The organism is Acidovorax sp. 106 (genome assembly GCF_003663825.1).
Lineage (GTDB): Bacteria > Pseudomonadota > Gammaproteobacteria > Burkholderiales > Burkholderiaceae_C > Acidovorax.
Genome location: NZ_RCCC01000001.1, coordinates 3,937,614 through 3,961,317 on the forward strand (window position 1 = coordinate 3,937,614; position 23,704 = coordinate 3,961,317).

Below are 23,704 nucleotides of genomic sequence, written 5' to 3' on the forward strand. Positions count from 1 at the left end.
CCACCACGGCGTCGCACGAAGGCTTGACTGCCGGTTGTTGTGGCTTTATGGTACGCGCTGCGGACTTTTGTAGCTAGTTGTAAGCACTGGCGGTCCTTAGAGCGGATCATATTCGGCCCACGCTAGAGAATGCTTTTAGACGCCAATTTATCGGACCAGAAGGCCTTCCTTGCGGCAGCTAAGACGGCTCTTGCCCCAGTTGGGAAGAAGCTAAAGTGGGATCAATTTGCGGCGCTAGTCGGCGTGGAGTCGCGGGCTATGAAGACTTACCGCATGCCTGCAGACTCAAGCGACTACCGCAAAATGCCCAAATTGCTGATTGAGAAGATCGAGGCGCTTGTGCGTGAGACATCGAAGCCCGACGAACCTCTCTCTACCAGCTCCTCCATCGGTGGCGGCGGACCAAAGTGGGTCCAGGGCAACGACGCCATGAAACTGCTGCCAGTCGCCTTGGCAGCACTAGTGACCCGTCAAGCTCGCCAAGTGTTCATGGGTGGTGGTGCGTCTATGGTTTCAGGTGTCGATCGCCTGCGCGCCGATGTGTCGGGTCTCTCGGATGAGGATCGGCGGGCGATGGCTCTTGTCTCCAGGGCTCGCCTTGTCGAAGGCCTGAGTGATATCGGCGCGGAGATCCACCAGCTGCTAGCCATCTGCAAGCAACCACTGGGCGAGTGGCTTCCCGTCGCCGCCGTCAAAGACGCTGGCTTGAACTCTGTGCGGCTTATCGACGCCGAGGACCGGATGCCAACGCTGGAAGCCGAAGAACTGGCTGTAGGGTTCAGCGGCGTGACAGGCCTGCTTGAGGAGCAAGTGTTTGCGGCGTTCCAAGACGCCCTGTCCAAGCAGCCCACGAAGGACGCTGACGAGTACTATAGTCAAGCGCGGGCGTTCGTTGTGCGCAACCCGGTCATCCAACGAAGCAAGATGTTCCGCTTTTATGGCAGGCTACCTACGCCTGTTTGGACTTGCATCGACCAGCAGTTCTACGAACCGCTGCCAGCCGGCCTCGTCGCTGGCGATGAGGCGACGCTATGCAGCCACTGCGGAAACATCATGGTAGTGTCAGGCCGCGCCTTGCGCTGCACAACGGCTGCCTGTTGCGCGGAGCACGGCCCCCACCCGGGAAGCACTGTACCGAGCACGGATCTGTATCGCCTGAACAAGTCACTGCGCAAGTACTGGTTCGAGCCGGGCATCGATGAGCTGCGTCTTGCTGACAAGCTCGAAGCGCTCGGCCACAAGGTGCGGCTCTACCCCAACCGCGACACCGTCGACCTGGACCTCGGTGAAGGAAGTGTAGTCGGGATTGATCTCAAAGCCTATAGTAGTCCGGAGCTGCTGGGCGAGCGACTCAAGCGTCGGCCAGGCGGTCTACGCACCTACAAGAAGCCGCTGCTGGTGATTCCGGATTGGCTGGCGCGACGAGTCCCCAACTACATCGACCGACTGAGTGCCTGCCTCGAAGGGTCGGCCATCCGCGCGTTGACATTGAGAGACGCAGTGGAGGAGATCGGCCATGCGTGAGCGCCTCCAACCCTATCGCGGCGCCAATGCGCTCAACTACCTGTGCTTGCTGGCTACGCAGCTGCTTGGCAAGACACACCTGCGCGACCTCCCAGCCTTTCTCACGGGCTTTGACTCGGTGATGAAGACGCTGCCAGGCAACATTGTCACTGCGATTCAAAACCTGCGCATCGACGGCCACGCTCCTTGGAGCCAGCGCGAATTGCGCTTGATGGTCGACCAATACAACGAAGCGCACAGGCGTCTGGATCAAAAGCGCCGCCAAGGGAAAAAACCGAAGGTGTGGGACGACGATCCTGAGCCGAGTGACTCCGGGGCTGGAGCACCTAGCGTGTCAAAGCCGACCGTCGATGAAGAGGACGGACGCAGCAAAAGGTTTGAGGTTGACGCGCAACTCAACGTCCAACCCGTGTGGACGTCCATCATGCCCGACGACGTTCGTGAGGCGCTGGCATCGTTAACTTCGCCGTTGCTCGTGCGCAAGCGTGCTCCCCGCAAGCGCCACGACCCGACCTTTCTTGCTCGCGTGATTGACGAGCGCCAGCATTTCGAGACCGCAATTGCGCCGCTTGGCTATCAGCCGCCAGAGCCGCCCATCATGGACATGGCCCGTCACGGGCGCGCACCAGAGCTTGTTCGGTGGTCTGACCTAGTAGCAACCGCAGATAGGTTTGACACCATGGACGAAACCGCTGGTCGCCAAAGGCCTGGCGAGAGAAGCTGGTATCGACGACTGCACACTGCCACTGGCGAGAAGACTGCGGTGTTGATGCAGGCGACACCAGCTGGATTGGCCGAGTGCGACGCACTTGAGCTCATCGGGGTTAAGCATCTCATCGGTTTACCAGGAGCCGGCAAGACAACGCTTCTGTATTTGCTGGCGGCCTGGGCCAGCGAGCGCGATTACCGCGTGTGCTTCCTCTTCCCTTCGATTGAGGTGGCCACGGGTTTCATCGAACGCCTTGCCCTGTACGACGTGCGCTCAGCTCTTCTGTTCGGTCAGAGCGACAAGGCGCGCTCGAAGCACGTTGCGAGCTTTGCCGCAGCCCTCTCCCAAGACAACCGGGGCTATGCAGTCACTCGGACAGCGGCGCCGTTCTTCGCAACCAACTGCAGTCTGGCGGCCTTTGCAGGTGACGAGGAGGCTGCCTTCCCGCACGCACATCCGCCTTGCCAGCAGGTCCACCAGACCCCGGCCGGCGCCAAGGCCAGCAATAGGCCGGCCGCTCATCAGTGCGCCTTGGCATCAGTGTGCGGGCGCCAAGAAGCCGAGCGGGCTTTGGTCGATGCCAACGTCTGGGCAGGTCACATCCTGTCGACCGACCGCGACATTTCACCTCTCTTCAGCGACGTGCAACTCAAGCACTTCGAGCATCTTGCGCGCACCTTTGACCTGGTCGTCGTCGATGAGTGCGACGGTGCGCAGGCCAACATGGATGGCCGAGGCACGCCACTGATGAAGCTCTCTGGCGACTCAGACTCGGTGTGGAACCGTCTGTTGCTGGACTTACATGCACCGGCGGCGCAGGGGCGCAACGCCTTCATTGGCGGGACATCCATTGCCACCATCATGGTCATGTCTGGGCGCTTTGGCCAAGCAGCCGAGCGGTTGACTGCAGGGATTGTGAAGTCGCCCAAGGAGTTTCGCGACGAATACTCGCGTAAGCTCCTGACGGGGCTGTCCTTGATTGCCGACATGTTCCCGCTGAGCCGGTTTGCAGCCGCGGTGGAGGACGAGGAAGAGGTGGAAGCGCACTTGGACGCCCGTCAAGGACTCGAGCGCATCTGGGACTACGCCGCCAAGCGGGTGGCATTCCGCGAAGGCGGTGAAGCGCTTCGGCACCTCAACGAGTTGCAGCGCGAAGATGACGGCGAAGGCTCGGGTGACGAGCCACCGGCTGTTGCTTCATCGAGGATGGGGGATAGCGAGGTCTCGAAGATCGCTGCGCAGATGCACGTGACGCCAGATGCCGTCCGCGCATATGCGGCAGAGGTCCTAGATGCCCTAGACACCTGGGACCGGGAGGGAACCGATGAGTACCTCAACGTGCTCGCCTGTGTACTGCTGCGTGCACCAGGACTTGCCCCGGCGAAGGAGCCGAAGTTCTTCACGGAACACGTTCGGCTGCTGGCCAACGTCACCTTGCTTGTCTTGCAGCACTTTGGCTTGGGGCCGCACCTGCGACTGCTCAACGGTCAAGGCATCCTCGGCGACGAAGTGTTCGAGTCTCGCCCGTCCAAGGAACTGCTAGGGTTCGTGCCTGAGTCCCTTGCGGGCCGCCTGAGCGGCGTTCGGTACACCGTCGGCGATGAAGGGGATGTCGACATTGCGCACGTCGGCTTTGTGGGCACGCCACGGATGCTGATGCATCGAATCGCGCAGCTGGGCAGAGACTCGGGTGGCACCGGACCGGCGGTACTGTTGACGAGTGCGACGTCCCTGTTGCAAGACAGCCCGAGCTACCACATCAACGAGGGTCCGCACTATGTTCTGCGTCGCCCCAACGCTGGTGCTGGCTGGGCGGACTCGCGCTACTATTTCCTGCCGCTAAAGGACCCGTATGACGATCGCCAGCGGCTCTTCTTCAGCGGGTCTCGCTTGTCTCGCCGGGAGTTCGTGCTCAAGGCCATGGCTACAGAGCTGCTCGAAGGAGGCCGCGTTAGCAAGGTGGAGTCTGCGCTCGCCCAAAACGACGTCGTTGACGGCGTTGACCGTAAAGCAGCCTTCGTGGTCAACAGCTACGAGCAGTGCGAGATGCTCTACGAGCACATCCGCCAGCAGTTTCCCGCTTGGCGTGATCGAGTGCGCTACCTGGTGCGCGGTGGCGGGCTCGCCTTGGCGTCTGAGCACGGCATTACTGCATCTGAAGTCGAGCGCCTCGGCGATGACAAGGATTGGGACCTCTTCATTTTCCCGATGAGTGCCATCGGGCGAGGCGTCAACATCGTCTACAAATTCGGCCCGAGGGCGGACAAGGCCATGATCGGCTCGCTTTACTTCCTGACCCGGCCCCACCCGCGGAGCGACAGCCTCGGATTCTTGCAAGGAGTCGTCGGGGCAGCATCTGAGGCGTTCGACCAAGCAAGCTTTGCCTCGCCAGCGGAAGCCCTTGCCACCATGCGTGCCCGGCGCTCGGAGGTATCGCACAAGGTCGGGGCCTTGCTACGCCTGCCTCAGGCGTCCCGAGCACTCGGGGAGTTCGGGCGCCCGTTCGTCGCCGACCAGATGATCATGATCCTGCAGACCATCGGCCGAGCAATGCGAGGCGACTGTCCGGCCTTCGTCTACTTTGTGGATGCCGCATGGGCGCCGAAGTCTGCGAACGGTCAGCCGGACAACAACCGCACGTCGATGTTGTTAATGATGCGTCGCATTCTCGATGACTGCCTGACTCACCCCGATACGGCACTTCGGGACTGCTATGAGAATCTTTATCGCTCGTTCTACGCGCCGCTGACTGCCATTAGCGGCTTGAAGACAGAAGAAGACTGACAACAAGAAAGACTAATCAGGGAACGAAATGAGTGACGAGAGCACGAACACGAATACCTCCTCCACCCCTCTGACCGTTTGGCAGCGCTCGCCTGATGCCAAGAGTAGTGACCGTGCAGTTCTCATAGGGGCCAGGCTGCGCGCAGAGTGGCTCAAGCAAGAGATATCCTTGTTGGCAGTGCGCTTCACCGGGCCACTGCAGACCGCTTTGCAGTCTCTGCTTGAGGCCTCGAAGGGCAAAGATGAGAAGAACCTCCCGATCGTCAAGCTTAGGGCATTGTTCATGGCCAAGCTCGAAGGCATCGTGAGGTTGGACAGGGACCTTGCTCTCAAGGATGCGGCCAAGGCTGCACTGGAGCTGCGCGCTGTCGGTGACGACCTTTTCGACGACACTTGCCACGCGGAGCTCAAAGAAGAGATTGCCAGCATCTTACTGCGGTGGTACGTGGACATCGTTGCGCCTTGGGCTGAGCGCAACGCACTGGTCGAGGCTGCAAGTGCCGTCAAGCGAGAGATTTTAGCCGCGCACATCGGCCTGCAGGCGCGGCGGCAAGCCCTTGTGGTTCGCCAAGGCAACGGTCAGGTTGCCAAACCGCAATGGGACTTGATTGCAAAGCACCTGGCCGAACGCTTGGCTGGCGAGGAGCTTTTCGAGGGGCTAGGACCCTGCGAGCTTATTGCTGACGCAACGTCACTCGAAGGCTCGGTCGAGCTGATGACGTGGCCGACGAAGGTAACGGGAAACGACACTACCTTCTCCATGGTCGCGCGCTTGTCTGTGGCCTCGTTGCCGACGGGCGGCGAGCTCTACCTCAAGATCACGCCGGTGAAGCGCGTCTGGGCAAAGAAGGTCCCAGGTCGAAAGCCCAATGCCCCGCCCACCGTCCGGTGCTACGTCTTCAGCCCAGAGTACCCGGTCTTGCCTGCCAACATCCGCCGCAACAAGGAAGGGTGGGAGTTTGGAGACGAGTACGGTCTCTACCAAAGCCTGACCACCGAGCGTGATGCGCTTCCTGTGACCCTGGACGATGCCATCCGACGTCCGCGTCCAACGAGTGGGGGCTGGTGGGTCGGCCTGCCCGAGCTGACGACGCTTTTCGACTACGTGCAACAGCGCACCGTCTTCGAGAGCGACGAAGTGGATCTGCGGGATCGAGTGGTTGAACTTCTCCCGGATGTCCTCGACCCGGTGGTGCCTTACCGAGTGGTCAAGATTCCGCGAGCCATGACGCAGGCCAAGAGCGAGGTCGCGCGGCTCAAGGTGGGCGACGTGGCGCCTGACGAGGACGACGTTGGCGTGGCTGGTGCAGCCCTGAAGCAGCCTGAACCCTCGGAAGACGAAGAGTCCTCAAGTACAACCGACGAAGAGGCTGCTGTCGATGACGGGGCGACCGAGGCCAAGCGCCGGGCACGCCTGGAGCGTCATCGCAACGCCAACTCGTCAGCGCTGAAGCGAATTCACCCCAACCACATTCCCTCGCTGTGGGTGTTCGTTGATGGTGCCGCCGAGAAAAAGCTCATCGAAGGCAGCGCGAAGGCTGTGTTTGGTGACAGTCTTCGCCTTGAGTTCTCACCGCTGCCTCAGGGTGTTCACGGCCTGCGCTCCGACCTTGAGCTCTCTGATGAGAAGGGTGTGCGTCGGTTCGAGGCGCGCGTGGATCGGTGGAAGCCCATCGCCGAGCAGGTGAAGGCGGGCGCTACGGGTGCTCGCCATGTTCTCATTTGCGCAGCCAAAGATGTCGGCAATCGCGCTGAAGACCCGGTGAACTACTTCGCTGGCCTGCACGCAATGTGCATGCATGGTGAGGCGAACGTTCATCATCTGCTGCCGCTCGAAAAAGACCGTCGCACAGGCCAGCTCGATGCTCAGCACTTCATTCATCGCGTACAGAGCGCGCTGCTGGATGTGTTTTTGGCCCACTCGGGTGTGGTGTTCGGCGTGCAGTCGTTCGTTCAGGGGTGCCTGGGCAACAATGTACCCAAAGCGATCTACGGCGTGCAAGCTGTTCGCTCGAACGCGCGAGCCTTCACCCAAGAGCAGCGGGTGTGTCTCATCGTCTTTACGCGCCTCGAGGTTGCGACGGGCGCAACTAGCGTTGCCTTCACCGGCCGCAAGGGCAGTCGTGTAACTCAGATGGGCTGGAAGCCGCTGAACGAGGGGTTGCAGTGGCTCGGCAGTCAGCGGCAGCTTTCTGGTGACGAGCGTTGGCTCAAAGAGAGCTTCGGCGACATCGCCCGGAGGACGCTCGGCAAAATCTGTGAGGAAGACCCGAAGGCTGTCGTACTCGTGGACTGGTCGACGGTGGCCGGATTGTGGAAGGAGTTGTCCGACGAATCGCTCATCGCTGCTCAGGGACGGCGCGCTGTCCTTGATGGCACGGACTTTGGTACGGCGTATCCCCAGATGACTCTCTTGAGGCTGCGGTCGGACCGCAACGCCACCATGGTGATGCGATGGGTAAACACCAAGAAGTTCGATGAGTGGCGCTCAGAGCCCGCACCGACGCCCACGCGTACGAGCATTGAGGAGCAATACGCGACAACATACAAGACCGCGGTCGCGCTTGATGAGGCATCTGCCGGGGAGGGGCTGACGCACTACCTTGTGGTGATGGGCTATCGGAACACCGTGCAGACCAAGAGGGGAATGTCGTCCTTCCGCCCCCGGTCGCGCATGAGCCCTAAGGGCAATGGGTGGTTTGAGCGTCGCACGTTGCCTGTGGCCAAGGACAACGCCGCGCTCCCCGGAGGCCTTGAAGTGACCGTGGTGCACGCCTCGGATGCGCTCAAGCCTGACTCCTTGGTAAGTTTGGTCATGGGCCTCCGTCTGGGATACGCACATTACGACGACTGGACGGCACTGCCAGCCCCCCTGTTCTTTGAGCGCAAGGTGCGTGATTACGTCATCCGGTACGCTGATTCAGCCGACGCGGAGGGGGGCGAGGCAACTGTTCATAATTCTGACTCGCAGGCGCCGGAATCCGCCCCTGCTGTGATGGAGATGGCGTCTTCGCTGCAAAGCGAACTTGTCGCGGAGGTGCTGGAGGGCCTGCCTGAACTGACGGCCGACACGACTATGACGATGGATGCTGCCTCAACGGGTGGCACAGTGCCACGAGCTGACGGCGCTGCAAGTACGAAGCAAAGTGCGTCTCAGGCTGAGCCGGAACCATCGGCTGCGCGGGCGATGCACGAAGAGGAGAAGCCGATCACACTTGACGACCCCAGACTCCAGCGGGCGCTGGAAGCGGGTCAGTCCACGCTTGTGCTGTTCTCGCCGGCCAGTGGACTTGCCGCCAAGCAGACCTATGAGGCGATGCTCGCGGAAAGCGTGCGGGTTAGAGTCGAGCCGCCGTGGTTTGTCACGAAGGACACGGTGCTGCCACCAGACGCCTGGCCGAAAGACAAGCGTGCTATCGGCTACTACTGGAAGAAGTTGGGCACCTTCCCGATCCGACTTCGCCCACAGAAGGGAGATGCACCCTCTGTAGCCCACTTCCCGGACTGGGTGATGCGGCGCCTGAGCATTCCTCAGTCGGCGTACGCGCTTGACATCTCTCAGCTGCTGCCCGTTAGCAAACGCCTCTTCTATAAGCTGGACGATTGCTACGGTCAGTACCTGGAGGCATCCGGCAAGAAGCAGGGGGGTGTCAGCGGCGGGCAATTTTGGAAAGACCTTCCAGACCTGGTTCGCCATCTCGGCAAGGAGAAGAACGACGAGGGGCTTGGTTGGGCCTTTTGTATGATGGGCCACCATCCCTACAAGGACTTGTTGCCAGAAGTTCTAAAGGCGGCCGACTCGAGCGCAATGGGCCCTTACGCCTTGGCCGGTCTTGAGTACATGACGACTTGTTTTGAGGTCTGCAAGCAGGTCTACGATGATCGCCGCAACGGAACCTGGAAGAACAAGACCTACTTCGTCCCAGGGATTCTGCGGCCTGCTGACCTGGTTGAGCCTGCGCAAGCTCTCCCAGACCCCTCAGCGTCCAACGTGTCGACGGCAGAAACATTGGCGTCTGCAACTGCGAGCACAGCATTGGCAGCCGCCGCTGAACTTGTCGTGGGCGACACCGGGTCCGCAGCCGCCACCGCGCCGCCTATGGCTGCGCAAGAGATCGCCCGGGGCGAAGACCTGAGTAGAGACCCGCCCGAGTGGCCCGTACCTGGGAGTGGCGATTTCGATACGCTCCTGGCAGCCTGCAGAGCCCACCTTGAGGACCTCAAAACCAAGCACGAGCACCACGAGGCGGCACGACTAGCCGCTGAGGCCGCCGAAGAGGCTTGCCGCGTTGCAGAAGCGCAAGAGCGTGCAGCCGCGGCGGCAGCCCTCGCCGCAGCGGCTGTACGGTTGCAGTGGCAGCACATGCTTACGGGGCTAGAGACCCTAGCACGCGAAGCGCTCTCGGCAATGAGCCCGGAGCTTGAGGTGGGTGATTGGCACTTCCTCGCGGCAGAGCACGTGGTGGGCAGCGAACCGAACGACGAGGCTTTCCAAGCGGTTGAGCAACAGGTTGTTGAGCTGCAGAAAGCGGTAGCGCAAGCTAACTTTGCGACTCAGGCGGTCGTCAATATCGATGCTGGGGAGTTCGAAGGCGCCGAGACGTTGACCGCTAGAGACAAGCTGCGCCGCAAGACTGCGCTGCTTGGCGAAGCTCTGGAGCGCGCGGGCGAGGCTGAGCAGAACCTGAGGACCGTCCTGACGGCTTGTGCGCTTCTGGCTGAAGGTCCGGGCACTTCACCTCCAGCCCCTACCCCTGACCAACCGCCTGAAACGGAACCTGACCCGATTTGCGATCTGCATACAGTTGTCCCTGAGCCCGTACCTGCTGTGGTTGAGCAGACTGCGGCGATGGTGGCAGAGTCGCCAGAAATTGTGGTGTTCGAGACCAAAGAGGCCTTCGAGCCGGCAGAAGTTGCAATCGCGCAGCCCGCCGAAGTCGCCGCTGTGGATGAAGTGAAGTCTGAGCCTTCCCATCCGGACTTTGAGGACTCGCTGCCACCGGAAGACTTCGAGGTTATCCAGTCGCAAGCTTCAGGGCCGCAACCCTTGACTGAGCCGGCACTCCAGACTCTGGCAGAGTGCCTGCGTAGCCGATACTGGGCATTGGCCTCCGCTGAGGCGTTGGTGCTGAGTGAGGTGATGCCAGGAGCGACGTCCAAGCTTTGGACTGCAGTTCCTGCCATCTTGCGTAGCGCTGAGCAGCGGGGGCCACTAGATGCAAGCGCTGTCGACATGCTGGGCAAATGGCTGGCTGAGCCAAATGCAGCCGCCTCCGGAGTGCATTCATTTCCTGAGCACCTGGGAGTGCTCGGGGCGGCACTGCTGCCCATGCTTCTGCAAGGATCAACAGACAGCGTACGGTGGGCGGCCATCGAGTTTCTGCGCCCGCGTCTACAGCAACACGCTGAACTTCATGCGCTCGTTGAGCGCATCGCCACGCTTGACTCGATCCAGTTGCACTTGACCCCAGAGATTCTCTCGGCTGCCAAGGTTAGCCTGCAGCAAGCGCTGCTAGACGGAGTGCTGCGGATGCGCCGACGCGCCAAGAGCTGGGTCAGTGACTCCGACTTGGTGACGACTTGGGCGTTGACGGACTATATCGAGATGCATTCGGCCATCTGCTCAGGCGAGAGTGGATTTGCAACGGGGGTGTGCGTCGAGGCGATCGCACGAGGAGATGACGCCAAGGTACGAGCCATGCTGCCCGACGTACAGAAGTTGGCAGGCAAGGGCCTCGCGACCATCGACGACTTGCGCCGAAAGATTGGTCGTCGTCGACCCATTGAGGGAGTCGGGCGAGACTATCTGGTCCAGAACCTTCGAGTTACCGCCGCTTTTACTGCCGAATACGTCGCGCTTCTGGACAGGCAGAAGAGCAGCAAGCAAGCCTCGCTGCCGCCAAAGCATGCTGACTTCTTGAGTGGACTGTTCCGAGAGCTCAAGATGGCCCTTGGGTACGTCTCTGACCTCGACCTGGCAGAGGACGCTTCCGCCGTACACAAGCAATTGTTGGTGTCTGCTCTCACTGCCGCAATTGACTTGATGGGTCAGGACGCTCGGGAGGGGACGCTTGCTGAGGAAGAGCAAGTCCTGCTGTTGCGGTACCCTTTGGGGCGTGACCTGAAGCCGGTGCTGAAATGGTCCCCATCCGGCGACGCGGCGAACCAAGTCACGCTTGGCGAGGCTGGGCAACTTCATTCCGCAGTTACGCAGGCTCTTGCGAGTTTGCGCCGCGGGGAGCCTGGTGAAGGAAGGGCTACTGGCCTACAAAGGCTGCTCGGCGACGCGGCAGAAGAACACCGCGTAGCGCAACGCTTACTGCCTGCCCGAATTATCGCCGAGCGACTGGATCGGCAAGGTCGGCCAATGGCCTCGACCTGGCATGATGCAACAGACGCCGTCTACCGGGACGCTCGGAACGCGTTCAAGCTTGAGGTTCAAGAAGCTCAGCAGCGCGTGACCAACGCCCTGGCCTTGAGCGCTCTATCGCAGACAGAGGCGGGGCGCATGCTCAAGGTGCTCGAGTCTCTATCGCGTGCCAACAGTGCCCAAGAGATCGGCGCATCACCGAAAGGCGCGACCCTCTATCCTGACTTTCCGCATGCCCGGGCTGTGCTGCAAGGCGTTGTGCTCAAGTCGCTTGACAGCAGGATTGACCTCAGTAGGCAGAAGCTACGCCTCGCGATCGAGGATTTCGTGCGCGAGCAGCAGGCTCTGAAGCTCGACCCCGTGACGCTGCGCCAGCTAGAGCAAAAGAAAACACGCATTCTTGCCACGCTTGAGCAGGGAACGGCCCTGAGCGTCCGGGTGGCGCGCAGCGAGTTCATGTTGCTACGGGAAGGGAAGCTTCCGCTAGTGCGCTTCGAAGAGCGCCGTGTAGCCCTCACTTACGAGGCTTTCCGTAAGGAGCTTCGGGACATCACACAAGGCCAACGGGTTTTGGATGGGCTCAGTGCGGTGCTGCGTGATGAAAAGTCCGTCCCTGGGCAGGCTCCCGAGTGGTTGTTGTCCATCCGGGACAGTGAACGTGCCAGCGTGGCTGAGTTTATCGATCATTGGCAGCGAATCTTCGACCCTGAGAGCAAAGACGCCGTGGCCGAGGCACTGCGCAGCTTCTTCAAAGGGGCGGGCATCGCACAGGAACCGACCATTACTGCGCCCAACGAGGGCATGTTTTTTATCGACGGCAAGCCCTTCGCGGATCTTGCAGCTTCGGGCTTCGGGGTCTTCATCCCCCCGGCCCTTGGGTCTCTCGCGACACACGTCCAAGGCTACATCCTGCCCCGGCATATGACGTCAACACCGGAGCGTTTCGGTCAGCGAGTGGCGCAGCTGCCTACCAACACTCCAACCTTTCTTTTGTGCCGTGGAGGTTTGTCCTTGCAGCAACGCGCACAGCTGGGACATAAGCACCAAGTGCTCCTCTTGGACGACGACTTGGTGGCTTACCTCGCCACGCACCCGGCTGAACGTCTTGCGAAACTGCTGGAAGTCTGCCTGCTGTCCTTCCACACTAATCCGTACAACGATTACAACGCGCGTCCGGTGCCGCCTGAAATGTTCTTCGGGCGCACTCAGGAACTTGAGGACCTGCGCAATGTGGCGTCCTCGGCGGTGCTCTATGGCGGGCGTCGACTGGGCAAATCCTCTCTTCTGAACCAGATTCTGGAGGAGTCCAAGACGCATTTGCAGAAGGGACTGGATGGGAAGCTCGTGGGCGAGCTTGCCGTCTATGTGTCGTTGCTGAGCGGTAACGACCCCGCGGGCTTCAAGGACAACTACCGGTTCTTTGCATGGAAGTCCATCTATAAGGCGTTGGTCACAGCAGGCTTCATCACCAACGACAGACCGGACTTAAAGTCCGACCAGACTATCCGAGAGCACATCCAAGACGAAATCTCGGCTGGTCGCTGTCAGGCAGACGCTATTTACCTGCTTATCGACGAAGCCGACGACGTGATGCGAGAGGACCTTCTGTCCAACGCTCCGTTCTTGGCAAGCTTACAAGCTCTGAGTGATTCGACACTTGGTCGTGCGCGCATCCGCTACGTCATTGCTGGGCTGCACAACCTTACTCGCATGACGACTGGAGGAAACACGGCACTTGGCAAGGCCCAGCCCATCGCACTCCAGCCTTTCTCGTCGGGGAATGACATTTCCAACGGCGTAGACCTCATCACTGAACCGCTGGCAGCGCTGGGTTTCTACTTTGAGCGCGGCGATGAGGAGCTGCCATTGCGCATCATGGCAGTGTGCAACTTTTACCCGGCGTTCATCCAGCTCTACTGCCGAAACCTTGTCAACAGGCTGTACAACAACCGAGCGGGTAAAGAGCTCACTACGCGCATTACCTCGGCAGACTTGGACGCCGTGGAGTGCGACGAGGCCTTTTTGCAGGAAATCAGAGACAAGTTTGGTCTGAACCTAAACCTCGATAAGCGCTACAAGGCGATCGCGCTGATTCTGGCCGAGCATTCGTATGCTGAACCTGCCAACAGTGTCTTTGCTGGGCTGACTGCCACCGAGATTCGGGACAGCTGCATCAGTCAGGCACCGGCGCACTTCAAGAGTACCGCGCCCGGTGCCTACGAAGCACTGCTTGACGAGATGGATAAACTCACAATCCTTGAGCGCAATGGCCCTCGCTACCAGCTGCGCACGCCTGACATCGCCACGATGCTCGGTGAAATGGAGCAAGTCAGCCACTTACTGGAAGAGCTGGCACGTGAGACCCCGACCGAAGATCGTTCCTACGGCGAGGCACGCCTTCCCGTTACGCTCAAGTCGGAATCGAAGACCTTCCCCATGCCGAGTGCCTGGGTCCGCAACTATCTGCGCAGCACGCCCGGCGACCTAATGGTGCTAGTTGGGAATCAGCTGAGCGGAGTGTGCGCCGTGGAGAAGCTTCGTGGTGTCTGGGAGGTCCCACAAGAGGATGCAGTTCTTGAAGTTAAGAGCGCATCAACGACCGACGAGGCGAGAAACTACGTTAACGGAGTGCGACGCAAGGCTTCCGACCGAAAGACCCGCCTGATCGGGGTGCCGTCCAGGAGCTGGCAGCCGGACCAATTGGATCTATACGCAGCTCTTGCGGGGGACCAAGGCCGATTGGCAGTGCAAGGCGAGGCCGCAGGCCGGGTCAATTTGCCCACTGTTCGGCCGTTCCTTATCGCAAGTCCCGGGCAGGCGTTGGCGCTTGCCATCCGCAGCGTCTCTGCGACTAAGCCGTTGCCCAAGAATGCCGTGATGGCCGCCGTCCCCAATTGGAGCGATGATGCCGTCTATTTCCGCTTCAATCACAACCAACACGAGAATCTGCCTGTCCGTGACAGTGCTGAGGCTCGCGCGGCAATCTTGCGCGCAAGCTGTGGGTATGGCGAAGAGCTCGAAAGTATTGCGGGCTCCACACTTACCTTGACCGAAGCTCTGGCCTTGCCGGGACAAGCGCTGAAGAGACTTACGCTCGACTTGGGGGCGTTCTACAGCCGCATCGGTATCGCAAGCTGCCTGCTGCCTGACCAGCTCCAGGCGCTGGAGACGGTGCTGCTAAGCTTGCATGAAACCCCCAATCACTCAGGTCAAGAGCACGAGTTGCTCCCGGCTAACAAGCTGAATGACTATCATCTGTTGTTTGCTCAGTGGATGGGCTTGATTCAGGTTGCGCCAACGGGCGTGTGGGACGTTCCTGCGCTCTACTTGGATCTTCTGTTGGCGCGCCCCTGATGAGTACCGACCACCCCCTTGTTCAGGTATCGGTCCCCATCTATTGGGCGATGCCTGGACCGACGTCGTTCCTGGTAAAGCTCGGACACATGCTAGAAGGGCACTCAGCCGGGACTGTCTGCTTGGCGGGAGGTGCGGTCGCCGGGGCGCAGCATGTCATTCACGATGCCTTCAAGCGAGCATGTCATGAGACGGAACGGGTGGTGTTTCTAGACGTCCACGAAGGCTCCCACATCGAGTCGGACGTTGGGCATCACTTTGCTCGAGGCAAGCTCTCACCAATGGAGCTCGCTCATTGGTCACAGCCCCCTCGTGTCACCGTCGTGCTGACACCCCTGTCAGTAAGAGCCAGTGACAGATGCAGGAGATACTTTGAGGAGTTCGTCAAGGAGTCAGCAACGCTGAGTGCTGGCGCCGTGCGGCTAGTGGTGGTGTGGAGCCTTCTAGCTGACCCCTTGCCACCAAAGTCAAGATGTGAGTTGCGCTTTGACGGCACCTTGTCGGAAGACGAGATGCACGCCTATGTTACTCAACGCTTGGTAGGCCGCAGGGGGCCGGGAAGCACCTCACTGGCTAGGCACTTGGTGATTGAGTTTGCCGGAGCAGACCCGCTTGTGGCTGAAGAGTTGATGGCGCTTCACCCCAACGCCCTCCTGCAACTCCCTACATCGTTTGCTTCGATGCCGCAGAGGGATGCGTCCTACGACCGGGCCAGCGGCGCATTGAAGGACTGGCTTGAAGTGCGGGCGCAGGCAGCCGGGTCGGCGATGGCATGGAAGCGCCTCGAGCAGCGTTACTGGCGGGCCTGTGTTCGAGCACTGCTTCCGTGGATTGAGGAGCGGCGTCTACCGGTCATCGGCAAGCTGCGGGATAGCCTGGAGGATTATCTCTTCCACACGAAAGGTGTATGGAAGAAGCCTTCACCGTGGCGACCGGGTAGCTTCCAGTGCATCGCCATTGACGATCTTGAGTTCAACGACATGGTGGCGATGAGTCACCGGGATGCTGCGGACCCCTTCAAGGGGCTGAATGAAACTGCGAATGCGGCACTGACTGCATGTTTCAAGGTCAAGAAAGTGCGCGATGCCATTGCACACATGCGACCTCCAGCCGCCGAAGATATTCGAGAGATGGTCCTTGCTCTCGACGCGCTGCTAGCTTGAGACTGAGCAGGCAGCGTCTAGGAAAAGCCAACAGGAGTCCAGGGTGGCGAATTCCTGTCAGGTAATGACACCAATGTGTCGAACTGAGTCAGCTGCAGATCGGTGCAGCGGCCGCAAGGGGCCGCCCGAGCGCCTTCGCAGAGCTAAACGGCTGGTTACAGGGCCAACGCTGCCAGCCAGAGTCCGTATCTCAGACAACTGCTGTGGGCGAGAGCCGCCGCTCAGGCCGAACCCTCAAACGGCCGAGATCAACCTGAAGCCATCGCTTGTGGCAATGCCTCGGAGGACTGCTCCCGGCAGAGAGCGCCTTTTCGGTCCCCCGAAAGCAGTCGCTGCTGGTTTGCTGCTGCCAATGATAGACAGCTTTGGTGAGCCACGGCGATCGCGTGCTTCCGGCCAGAAGCGGGCATTTGGAGTGAACTAATGACTTTGACACTGAAGATTCAAACTGCCTCAGATGTCATCCGCGATGGCCTCGGGTGCGAGCTTGTTACTGAAGGTGGTGATGTTGTGGCTGAGGTATTCCGATGCGATGCCAGCCGATCAATCACGGTGACGACCTTCGCAAACGATGTGCCACTGGACGCTATGGAACGGCTCATTGGCTTCGCAAGAAACCGCCTTGAGCCGTTTGAGTCTGGTGAGCCGCTGGATGCCGCTGTCAACTTCAAGAGGAACTAACGCGTCCACTCTCGGTCCGCTAGCGCCCTTTGCCATGGGGCAGAATCCGGCCAACTGCGGTCACTGAAGGCGGTTAGGAGAAACGGACATTGATGAGCATGAAACTAGCGGTACCTAACGCCATCCTTTTCATTTTGGACCCAAGCAACGAAGCCGCTGCGATTCCAGAGTATGAAGCCTTGGTCTCGCACAGTGATAGCTGTGTAAGCGTGGGAACCCAGGCGGATGTGGACGGCGAAACCGAAGTTTCACTAAGTTTTGTCGGCCCTTCAGGACTTAGCCTTGTTTTCGATGGCCACGTTCAAACTCCCACAGGTTCCATTGGGGTGATGACATCCGAAGGTGCATCGCTCGGGAGCATTGACGGGCTGACGCCGAGAACCCGAGTTGCGGTTTGGGTCGATGACGACAAATGGCCGTCTCGCGTAGCAATTGTCGTTAGCGGCAACTAGATGTCCGTTTCGAGCGCCTGCTGGTCTGCGCTAGGATGCGGTTCTCGGCCAGGAGCGGACTGTCGCTGGCTCTGGGGAAGCTCCTCCGAAGCGGGCTTCCTGGCTGCATGGCATTCTTGGGGAAACTTCGTTGCTTGTATTCCGTTGTTGTCGACATTTCACCTGTACTGTGAACCACTTCACGCTTTGCGGACGGATCACGATATGGGCTGCCGCGATGCAGCTTTCCCAAGGACAGTGGCTGCTTGAGCAAAATGAGGGGGTTGAGCTTGAACTGGTCCATTGATGGCGCGGACTTGGAGACCAAGCCGCGTAAGGGCGGGAGCACAGCAGAAAAAGGCTTCACGTTTCAGAAGGCCTACGCGCTCGTGAGATTGACTTGGTTACCAACTGGCGAAAGAGGTCTCGTTGAACTGCGGTACGAAGGTGCGCAAGACGTCGATCTAAAGTTCAAAGATGGCGGCGAAGTCTTAGTTCAAGCGAAGGATCTCAAGCCTGGCACTTTGGGCTTTGGAAAACTCAAGGAAATCGTCGCAGGCTTTGCTCGCGACTTGATAACAGCAGTCGCTCGTGGTCGACAGGATCCTGATGTTCCCAAGTTCCGACTGGTGTGCACGAGCTCTCCTTACGAGGAAAGCTCATATCAAGTTCTGCGTCGGGTTTACGTTGAGGACCATGCCAGGGAAATTCAATCGCTGATTGGAAATGACTACAGCGAGGGGCTTGCACCGGACAGAATTCTAGATTGTGTAACCCGAGTCTTGATGAGCGCTGAGTTCGAGATCCTTGTGCACGCCGACGCGGCCGATGACCTGAGGGCACAGGCGGCTTGGAACCTCGTCCGATTTGGTGTTCCGCCTGAACATGTCGAAGCGAGTCTTGACCGACTTCAGTCGGCGCTTGTCCCAAGAGCGACCTTCCAGGTCTCAGAGGTCGTAGATTGTTTGGTGGGTCTTCCTGAAGGTCATCCAGGCCGCGACGGCGCTGCTTGCCGGCTACTTCCTGCAAGGAAGAACCTTGAGATGACTCCATTAAGGCGTAATGCCTTCCTGCAAGGGGCGGCCTCGATCCTGTGGGCCGCGGTGGCCAACGGGCTGGATGTCGAGCGACCGGAAAGAGTATTGATCAGGGACGCGCTAGTTCAGACTCACAACTCCGGCGGGATGATCGTTGTTGAGGGAATGCCGGGCTCCGGGAAAAGTGCGCTGATTAGGAAAATTGCTTGGGACGCGCATGCTGCAGGAACCCACTTGGTGCTTGATGTTTGGGCCCCGAGCGACCTCGCCGAGTCGAATTGGATCGAAATCTTGCGCTTGCATAGGCTCTCTGCGCGGCCGGTGATATTAGTGGTCGATGATATCTGGCGACATGCTAGCTTCGTAGAGGCTCTGAACGCACGGGTGAAGCCTGGCTTGTGCGTCCTGGCGTCGAGCCGGCCGGGTGAGGCTTCAGCTGCAACGAAGATGGATCTGATGAGGCTAGCCGTTTATAGCGTTGTGCTTGGGAGCCTATCGGATGAGTTTGTCAGCGGCCTGCAGAAACTGGTAGGAAGGCAAAGAGCCGAGTCTGCAGGTTTGAGTCCTGGTCAAGTCACGCGGTTTATCGAGACCGGGCAACTCCTTGCACTCTCATTGACGCTGCAGGGCGGCTCTCTGGAACTCTTTGCCAAGGGCGTGCTTAGGCCTCTCAGGCAAAAGCCTTCATTTGACAGCTTCATTGATCTCTGCATCATTGGGCGATACGACAGTGCTGTTCCCCAATCCCTTCTTGAACGAACGAAAGGACCGGGCCAACCGTTCTGGCGAGACCCGAGCTTCGACGGATTGGCTTCGGTGTTGGAGACTCGTGGAGGGAGGCCTCGACTTAGAGTCGGACATTCCATCGTGGCTCAGGCGCTCGTAGAAGCAGCCGAGGTCGATCTCGTTGATAGGACGATAAAACTTTGCGGTGCTTGCGACCCAGCCAACTCGGACGAGCGTCGGTTGATCGTTCGATTGCTCGAAAAATCGGTTGCGGATTCTTCGTTGACCGCTCAAATTCGGAGCAAAAAGGAACAGTTGGTGATCGGCGTCGAGCGACTTTTGCCGAATGCGTCCTTTGCGGATGCGCATCGATTGGCTGCGCTGCTCGAGTCCGTTGGGGAATCTACCTTAGCTCATAAGTTCTTGGCAGCCGCAACGCCAGATCGCGTTATCGATCGCATTGATGTCGGCCTAGCACTGAGTCGGAAAACGCGACAAGAGTTCAATGCACTCTTCTCTCGCCTAATCGAGTTCTACCGACGGAACGCGGATGGTCCTGGACGGCGTCGCTTCGTTCGAGTTGCTAGGGATTGCGGATCGCATGAGCAGCAAGTCGCGGTCGGCGAGCAGACTGCAAATTGGTCGATCGCCACCCATTTCCCGACCACCGAGACACTTGACGTTTTGTATCTCAGCGTGAGTTCGGCAACCAATGAGATTGCATTGAAGATTCGTCCGATGATCGAGGCCTACCTTCAATTCGATGGCACCTCGGTCGAGATCCTCCGTGCTGCGGTCAGGTCCGTTCGAAGAAGTAGAGATGAGCATCTGGCTTCTCGCTTAGTGAGGCGTTCATTGGACCTACTGAACGAGTCGATTCTCGACCCGGCTACCACTGCCGACTTGGCCCGTGATCTGACCATCCTGCTGCCTGCGGGACTTGAGGAGTCACAGAGGGCGGCAATGTCTGAAGCAATTGTGCCAACGTTGGAGCACCTCAGTGATAGGGCGCAGCTGATCAAGACAATCAGGGCCGCGATTTTGCTTGGTCGGCCAGAAGCAATTGAGCCTGTTCGACGTTCCATCCTCGCGGTAAGAAAAAGGGGGTGGAGAGAAGCAGTCCAGCTCGAGCAACACTTCAGATACCAATACAAGCTGGAGGTCGGAGGTCCATGACCGGCACCTTCGCTGCGGTTTCGGCTGAGGGACGGCGCCCGCCACAAAGGCTGTCAAGCTGCTGCGCACACGAGTCTTCTGGTTGCCCAGACCAAGGTAGAACAAAGCCCGCTTCCGCAATGTTGCGGAGCAAACTTCTATCGTGCGCTTAGGGCAGACTGCGGACTGCCGCGCGGAACGTCTGCTATTTGCCGGTCCTAAGGTCTGCAACGGGCCCAAAGCAGTCGTTGCTCCCGCTCCAAAGCCGACCTTTATGGTGCCGCCCATAAAGCCGCTAGCGAACTTCGGCCGATATTTTCGTTACGCGCATTGCCAAATCATTGGCCAATTCAGCTCGGCCAGTTGCCCTGTAAATCTTGACTAAACTTGCAAGGCGGACGGCAACATCCGGATGGTTTGGCACCAAAGTGCTTTCGCTGATTTTTAGAGCGCGAAGCGCTATAGGCTCAGCTTTCTCAAATGATCCTTGGCCAATATAGGCCTCTGCAAGGTTACTCATGCTCAGCGCCACTTCGGCATTCTCCTCCCCGAGTGCCTTTTTTTTGATCGACAAGGCGCGTAGAAACATGGTCTCGGCCTGGGGGAACCTGCCTTGGGCTTGATAAACAGAAGCCAAATTCCCCATATACGAACCTAAATCTGGATGATCTGAAGGCAAACCGCTCTCTTTGATCTTTAGAGCGCGAGTCAAAGTGGTTTCGGCTTGCACATAGTCTTTTTCATCAAGAAACTAAAGCCCAATGCCACTCAAGCTTGCAGCAATCTGAGGATGATCTGGTCCGTATACCTTCTCATTGATTCTCAATGCATCCTTCAACAAGGGGCCAGCTTCCCTATGCCTCCCTTGTGAGTTGTAAAAACTGCCGAGCTTGTGCAGACTAATTGCAGTATTTGGGCTGTCTGGCCCCGCCCAGATTTGTTTTATTCCCAGCGAGCGTTTGTAGTGAATCTCTGCCTGCGAGTATTTTCCCATTGCTAGGCAGAGATCGCCCAAATTTACAAGTGTGCCTGCATAGTTGGGATCATTCTGTCCACGGGCCTTCTCCATAATTTGAAGCGCCCGCCTATAAAGAGGCTCGGCAGCGTCAAAATTCCCACGAGCGACATGGAGCAAGGCAAGATTATTGAGTGTGTAAGCCAGGTTTGGATTCTGTGACCCAAGTCCCGCCTCTGTTTCCAAAAGAACTTCTTTTCCTAAAGCTATCCCTCGGTCATATTGACCCAGCAAATAGAGTCTTGCAACCGCATCATTGCGGGCCTTCAACGCATCCTGTTGAGCAAGACCTATTTGAGGAAAAACAGAAAAAAGAAGGATTGAAAGAACTAGACGAATCATTGCTATGCAAACGACAAAATATTGAAAATGAGATTCTAGAAAGCAGGAGCGCAAAAGTACTGGGGCGCAAGTAACAGTTTTAATGTCGCCTTCTGGCCGGATTCTGCCCCACGGTGAGGGGCGCTATCGGGCCCTAACCAGGAATTCAGATGCATGTCCGCAATGACTTTTTAGCTACTGCAAGCGGTCTTTCTGCTTTCGTGCTGAAAATCAAAGGTAGAACGTATAAAAAAGCCCATCGCAATTTCGACGGGCCTTTTTTTACTTTGTCTCGCGCTTAGAGCGTGTTATGAACTTTGCTGCGTGAGCACGGAGCCAAGGGTAGAGTTTGCAGATGCCCCGCAAGCCTTACCCGACAGACGTCAGCGATGAAGAATGGAGCTTCGCTGCGCCCTACCTGACCTTGATGAATCAGCACGCGCCCCAGCGCGAGCATGATCTGCGCGAAGTCTTCAACGCGCTGCGCTGGCTGGTGCGCGCAGGAGCGCCCTGGCGGATGCTGCCCAACGATCTGCCGCCGTGGGAGGCGGTCTACCAGCAAAGCAGGCGTTGGCTTGACGCGGGCTGCTTCGAGGCGATAGTGTCGGATCTGCGCTCCATCATTCGCGTAGCACAGGGGCGCCAGGGCCAGCCCAGCGCAGTAGTGATGGATGGGCGCACGCTGCAATCGAGTTGCGAGAGCGGTCCACGTGCAGGCTACGACGGCTACAAACGCAAGCGCGGCAGCAAGGTGCACATGGCCGTGGACACGCTGGGCCACTTGCTGGCAGTGCATGTCACGCCTGCAGACGAACAGGAACGTGCGCAGGTGCAGCGCCTGTGCGAAGACGTACAGCAGGCCACGGGCCACACGGTACAACTGGCCTGGGCAGACCAAGGCTACACGGGTGAAGCGGCATCCAAAGCGGCGCAGGACAACGGCATCGACCTGCACATCGTGAAGCTGCCCGAGGCAAAGAAAGGCTTTGTACTGCTGCCGCGCCGCTGGGTGGTGGAGAGAAGCTTCGGCTGGCTGGCGAGGTTTCGCAGGCTATCGCGGGACTACGAGCGACTACCCGAAGTGCTCGGCGGGCTGCATTTCCTGGTGTTTGCGGTGCTCATGTTGCCCGCTGCCGCACGGGTGCTGGCTGCAGCGGGAAGTTCATAACACGCTCTAACTTGCACGCATCGTTGGCAACCTGGTCGATTCTCCGTACCAACGCTTCCCCGTCCCCGGTCAGTGATAAACATGAAGATGAGTAATTGACCAAGAGTTGGTGCATTTGCTGGAAGCTCTCTTCCCCGATCGAGCTAACGCCCATGCCTGAGAGTGGAATTCGATGCGCTCCTCCTGATTCTGAATCCCAGATCAGAATGAAACTGGAAGAGGATAGGACTGTGCGACCAGCTCGAAAAAATGGCTTGCTAGGATCCAGTGAATGCACAATGACGCAGTCTGCACCATATTCCTGCATCTGATTCTTGGACTTTGGTGTGTCTCGCTCCAGCCGGGTAGTTCGCCCCGATGCAGATGCGCATCGTTTAGGTTCTACGACATATTTTTGTGTATAGGCAGCCCCGCTGACATATCCCAGGCTAGGAAAAAATATAGCCAAGCAAAGCAGTGAAATGGCTATGAATGCGCCTGTCACTTGGATTGCAAAGAAACCTGCCCCGAAAAGAACTGCCCCGGGAGCAGCCAAGCAGACGGATTCAAAAAAAGACCGTTTTTTTGTCGAAAAACCCCTCAGTTTCTGCCGAAAGGCGCTAGCGTCTACTTGCCACGGGCGAAGCCATAGCAAAACAACTTGCAGCAGAAAGATTGTGGCAGCGAATGCGCACACTGTTACCTTCCCCTTTTCCCAGAGGGAAATGAGAAGGTCAAAAGACAGAACCGAGTTCAGCGAAGTGATGAACACGAACACCGCAGGCCAAACCATTGTGATCAAGTCAAATCCTGAGTTGATCAGCGTATCTTGGCTGTGTCCAAAGGTTAGGACCATCCCGCTTATAACGCCGTATCCCACAAGTGAAACAATTGCGGATAAAACGGCAAAACTGGATGCTAGCCGAGTGAAAAAAGATCCTGAATTTAGAATTTTGCCCTCGGTCCCTGTGGCGAGCGTTGGGTTGGTTTCAGCCTTGTGTTGGGAAAGCTTATCAGCAGGATTTTTGGCCGGTGCCTGTTTTTCCGGATCTTCATTCACCTTTGTTCTTTTTACCTGAGTGTTCTTGCTCATCGCTTGTTCAACCTTTCTGGGTGCTTCACTACGCGTCCGCGTCGCAGAGGACGGAATCTGCTGGAAAGATAACTTGCGTAGAGGGGGTGGATATCTTCACGGTAAGAATCTGAAATGAAATCTGCTTGAAGTGCCAAAAATTACGCATTGGGCCAACAGCGCAACGAAGTGACTGTGTGTGAGTAATTGTTAAT

At 58.5% G+C, this 23,704-nt stretch carries 10 protein-coding genes; 7 read left to right on the plus strand and 3 right to left on the minus strand.

All coding sequences use genetic code 11. From position 1 onward, the window contains the following. Nucleotides 1-258 precede the first annotated feature (258 nt). The 6 genes from C8C98_RS17445 to C8C98_RS17470 all read left to right on the plus strand — a co-directional run bounded on the left by C8C98_RS17445 (nucleotide 259) and on the right by C8C98_RS17470 (nucleotide 19,955). Nucleotides 259-1,524 carry a hypothetical protein gene (locus tag C8C98_RS17445; protein ID WP_147436394.1) on the plus strand — a complete coding sequence of 422 codons (1,266 nt, stop codon included), beginning with the start codon at nucleotides 259-261 and terminating at the stop codon, nucleotides 1,522-1,524. Further along, nucleotides 1,517-5,017: an ATP-binding protein gene (locus C8C98_RS17450; protein ID WP_121455317.1), complete on the plus strand. Its 3,501-nt coding sequence runs from the start codon at nucleotides 1,517-1,519 to the stop codon at nucleotides 5,015-5,017. The genes C8C98_RS17445 and C8C98_RS17450 overlap by 8 nt, the downstream gene beginning before the upstream one ends. Before the next feature lie 28 nt (nucleotides 5,018-5,045). Further along, nucleotides 5,046-14,741, plus strand: a complete 9,696-nt coding sequence (locus tag C8C98_RS17455; protein WP_121455318.1) for an RNaseH domain-containing protein — start codon at nucleotides 5,046-5,048, stop codon at nucleotides 14,739-14,741. 581 nt (nucleotides 14,742-15,322) lie between these two features. Next, on the plus strand, nucleotides 15,323-15,904 hold the full coding sequence (locus tag C8C98_RS21620; RefSeq protein WP_158600179.1) for a hypothetical protein: 582 nt from the start codon (nucleotides 15,323-15,325) through the stop codon (nucleotides 15,902-15,904). Between the two features lie 423 nt (nucleotides 15,905-16,327). Continuing rightward, nucleotides 16,328-16,585 (plus strand): hypothetical protein, encoded by a 258-nt coding sequence (locus C8C98_RS17465; RefSeq protein ID WP_233574584.1) that lies wholly within the window; start codon nucleotides 16,328-16,330, stop codon nucleotides 16,583-16,585. Nucleotides 16,586-17,306: 721 nt separating this feature from the next. Beyond that, on the plus strand, nucleotides 17,307-19,955 hold the full coding sequence (locus tag C8C98_RS17470; RefSeq protein WP_147436398.1) for an ATP-binding protein: 2,649 nt from the start codon (nucleotides 17,307-17,309) through the stop codon (nucleotides 19,953-19,955). Nucleotides 19,956-20,229: 274 nt separating this feature from the next. Here C8C98_RS17470 and C8C98_RS17475 read toward each other — a convergent pair whose 3' ends face one another. Both C8C98_RS17475 and C8C98_RS17480 read right to left on the minus strand, forming a co-directional pair. Then, the gene (locus C8C98_RS17475; protein WP_121455321.1) at nucleotides 20,230-20,664 is read right to left on the minus strand and encodes a tetratricopeptide repeat protein; all 435 of its coding nucleotides are present in this window, start codon (nucleotides 20,662-20,664) and stop codon (nucleotides 20,230-20,232) included. A gap of 21 nt (nucleotides 20,665-20,685) precedes the next feature. After that, nucleotides 20,686-21,291, minus strand: coding sequence for a tetratricopeptide repeat protein (locus tag C8C98_RS17480; protein WP_121455322.1), 606 nt, complete (start codon nucleotides 21,289-21,291; stop codon nucleotides 20,686-20,688). Between the two features lie 334 nt (nucleotides 21,292-21,625). On the opposite strand from C8C98_RS17480, the gene C8C98_RS17485 reads away from it, so the two are divergent. Continuing rightward, nucleotides 21,626-22,438: an IS5 family transposase gene (locus C8C98_RS17485; RefSeq protein ID WP_121454226.1), complete on the plus strand. Its 813-nt coding sequence runs from the start codon at nucleotides 21,626-21,628 to the stop codon at nucleotides 22,436-22,438. On the opposite strand, the gene C8C98_RS21625 is transcribed toward C8C98_RS17485, so the two are convergent. Then, the gene (locus C8C98_RS21625; RefSeq protein ID WP_147436400.1) at nucleotides 22,389-23,510 is read right to left on the minus strand and encodes a hypothetical protein; all 1,122 of its coding nucleotides are present in this window, start codon (nucleotides 23,508-23,510) and stop codon (nucleotides 22,389-22,391) included. The genes C8C98_RS17485 and C8C98_RS21625 overlap by 50 nt on opposite strands. Nucleotides 23,511-23,704: the final 194 nt, after the last annotated feature.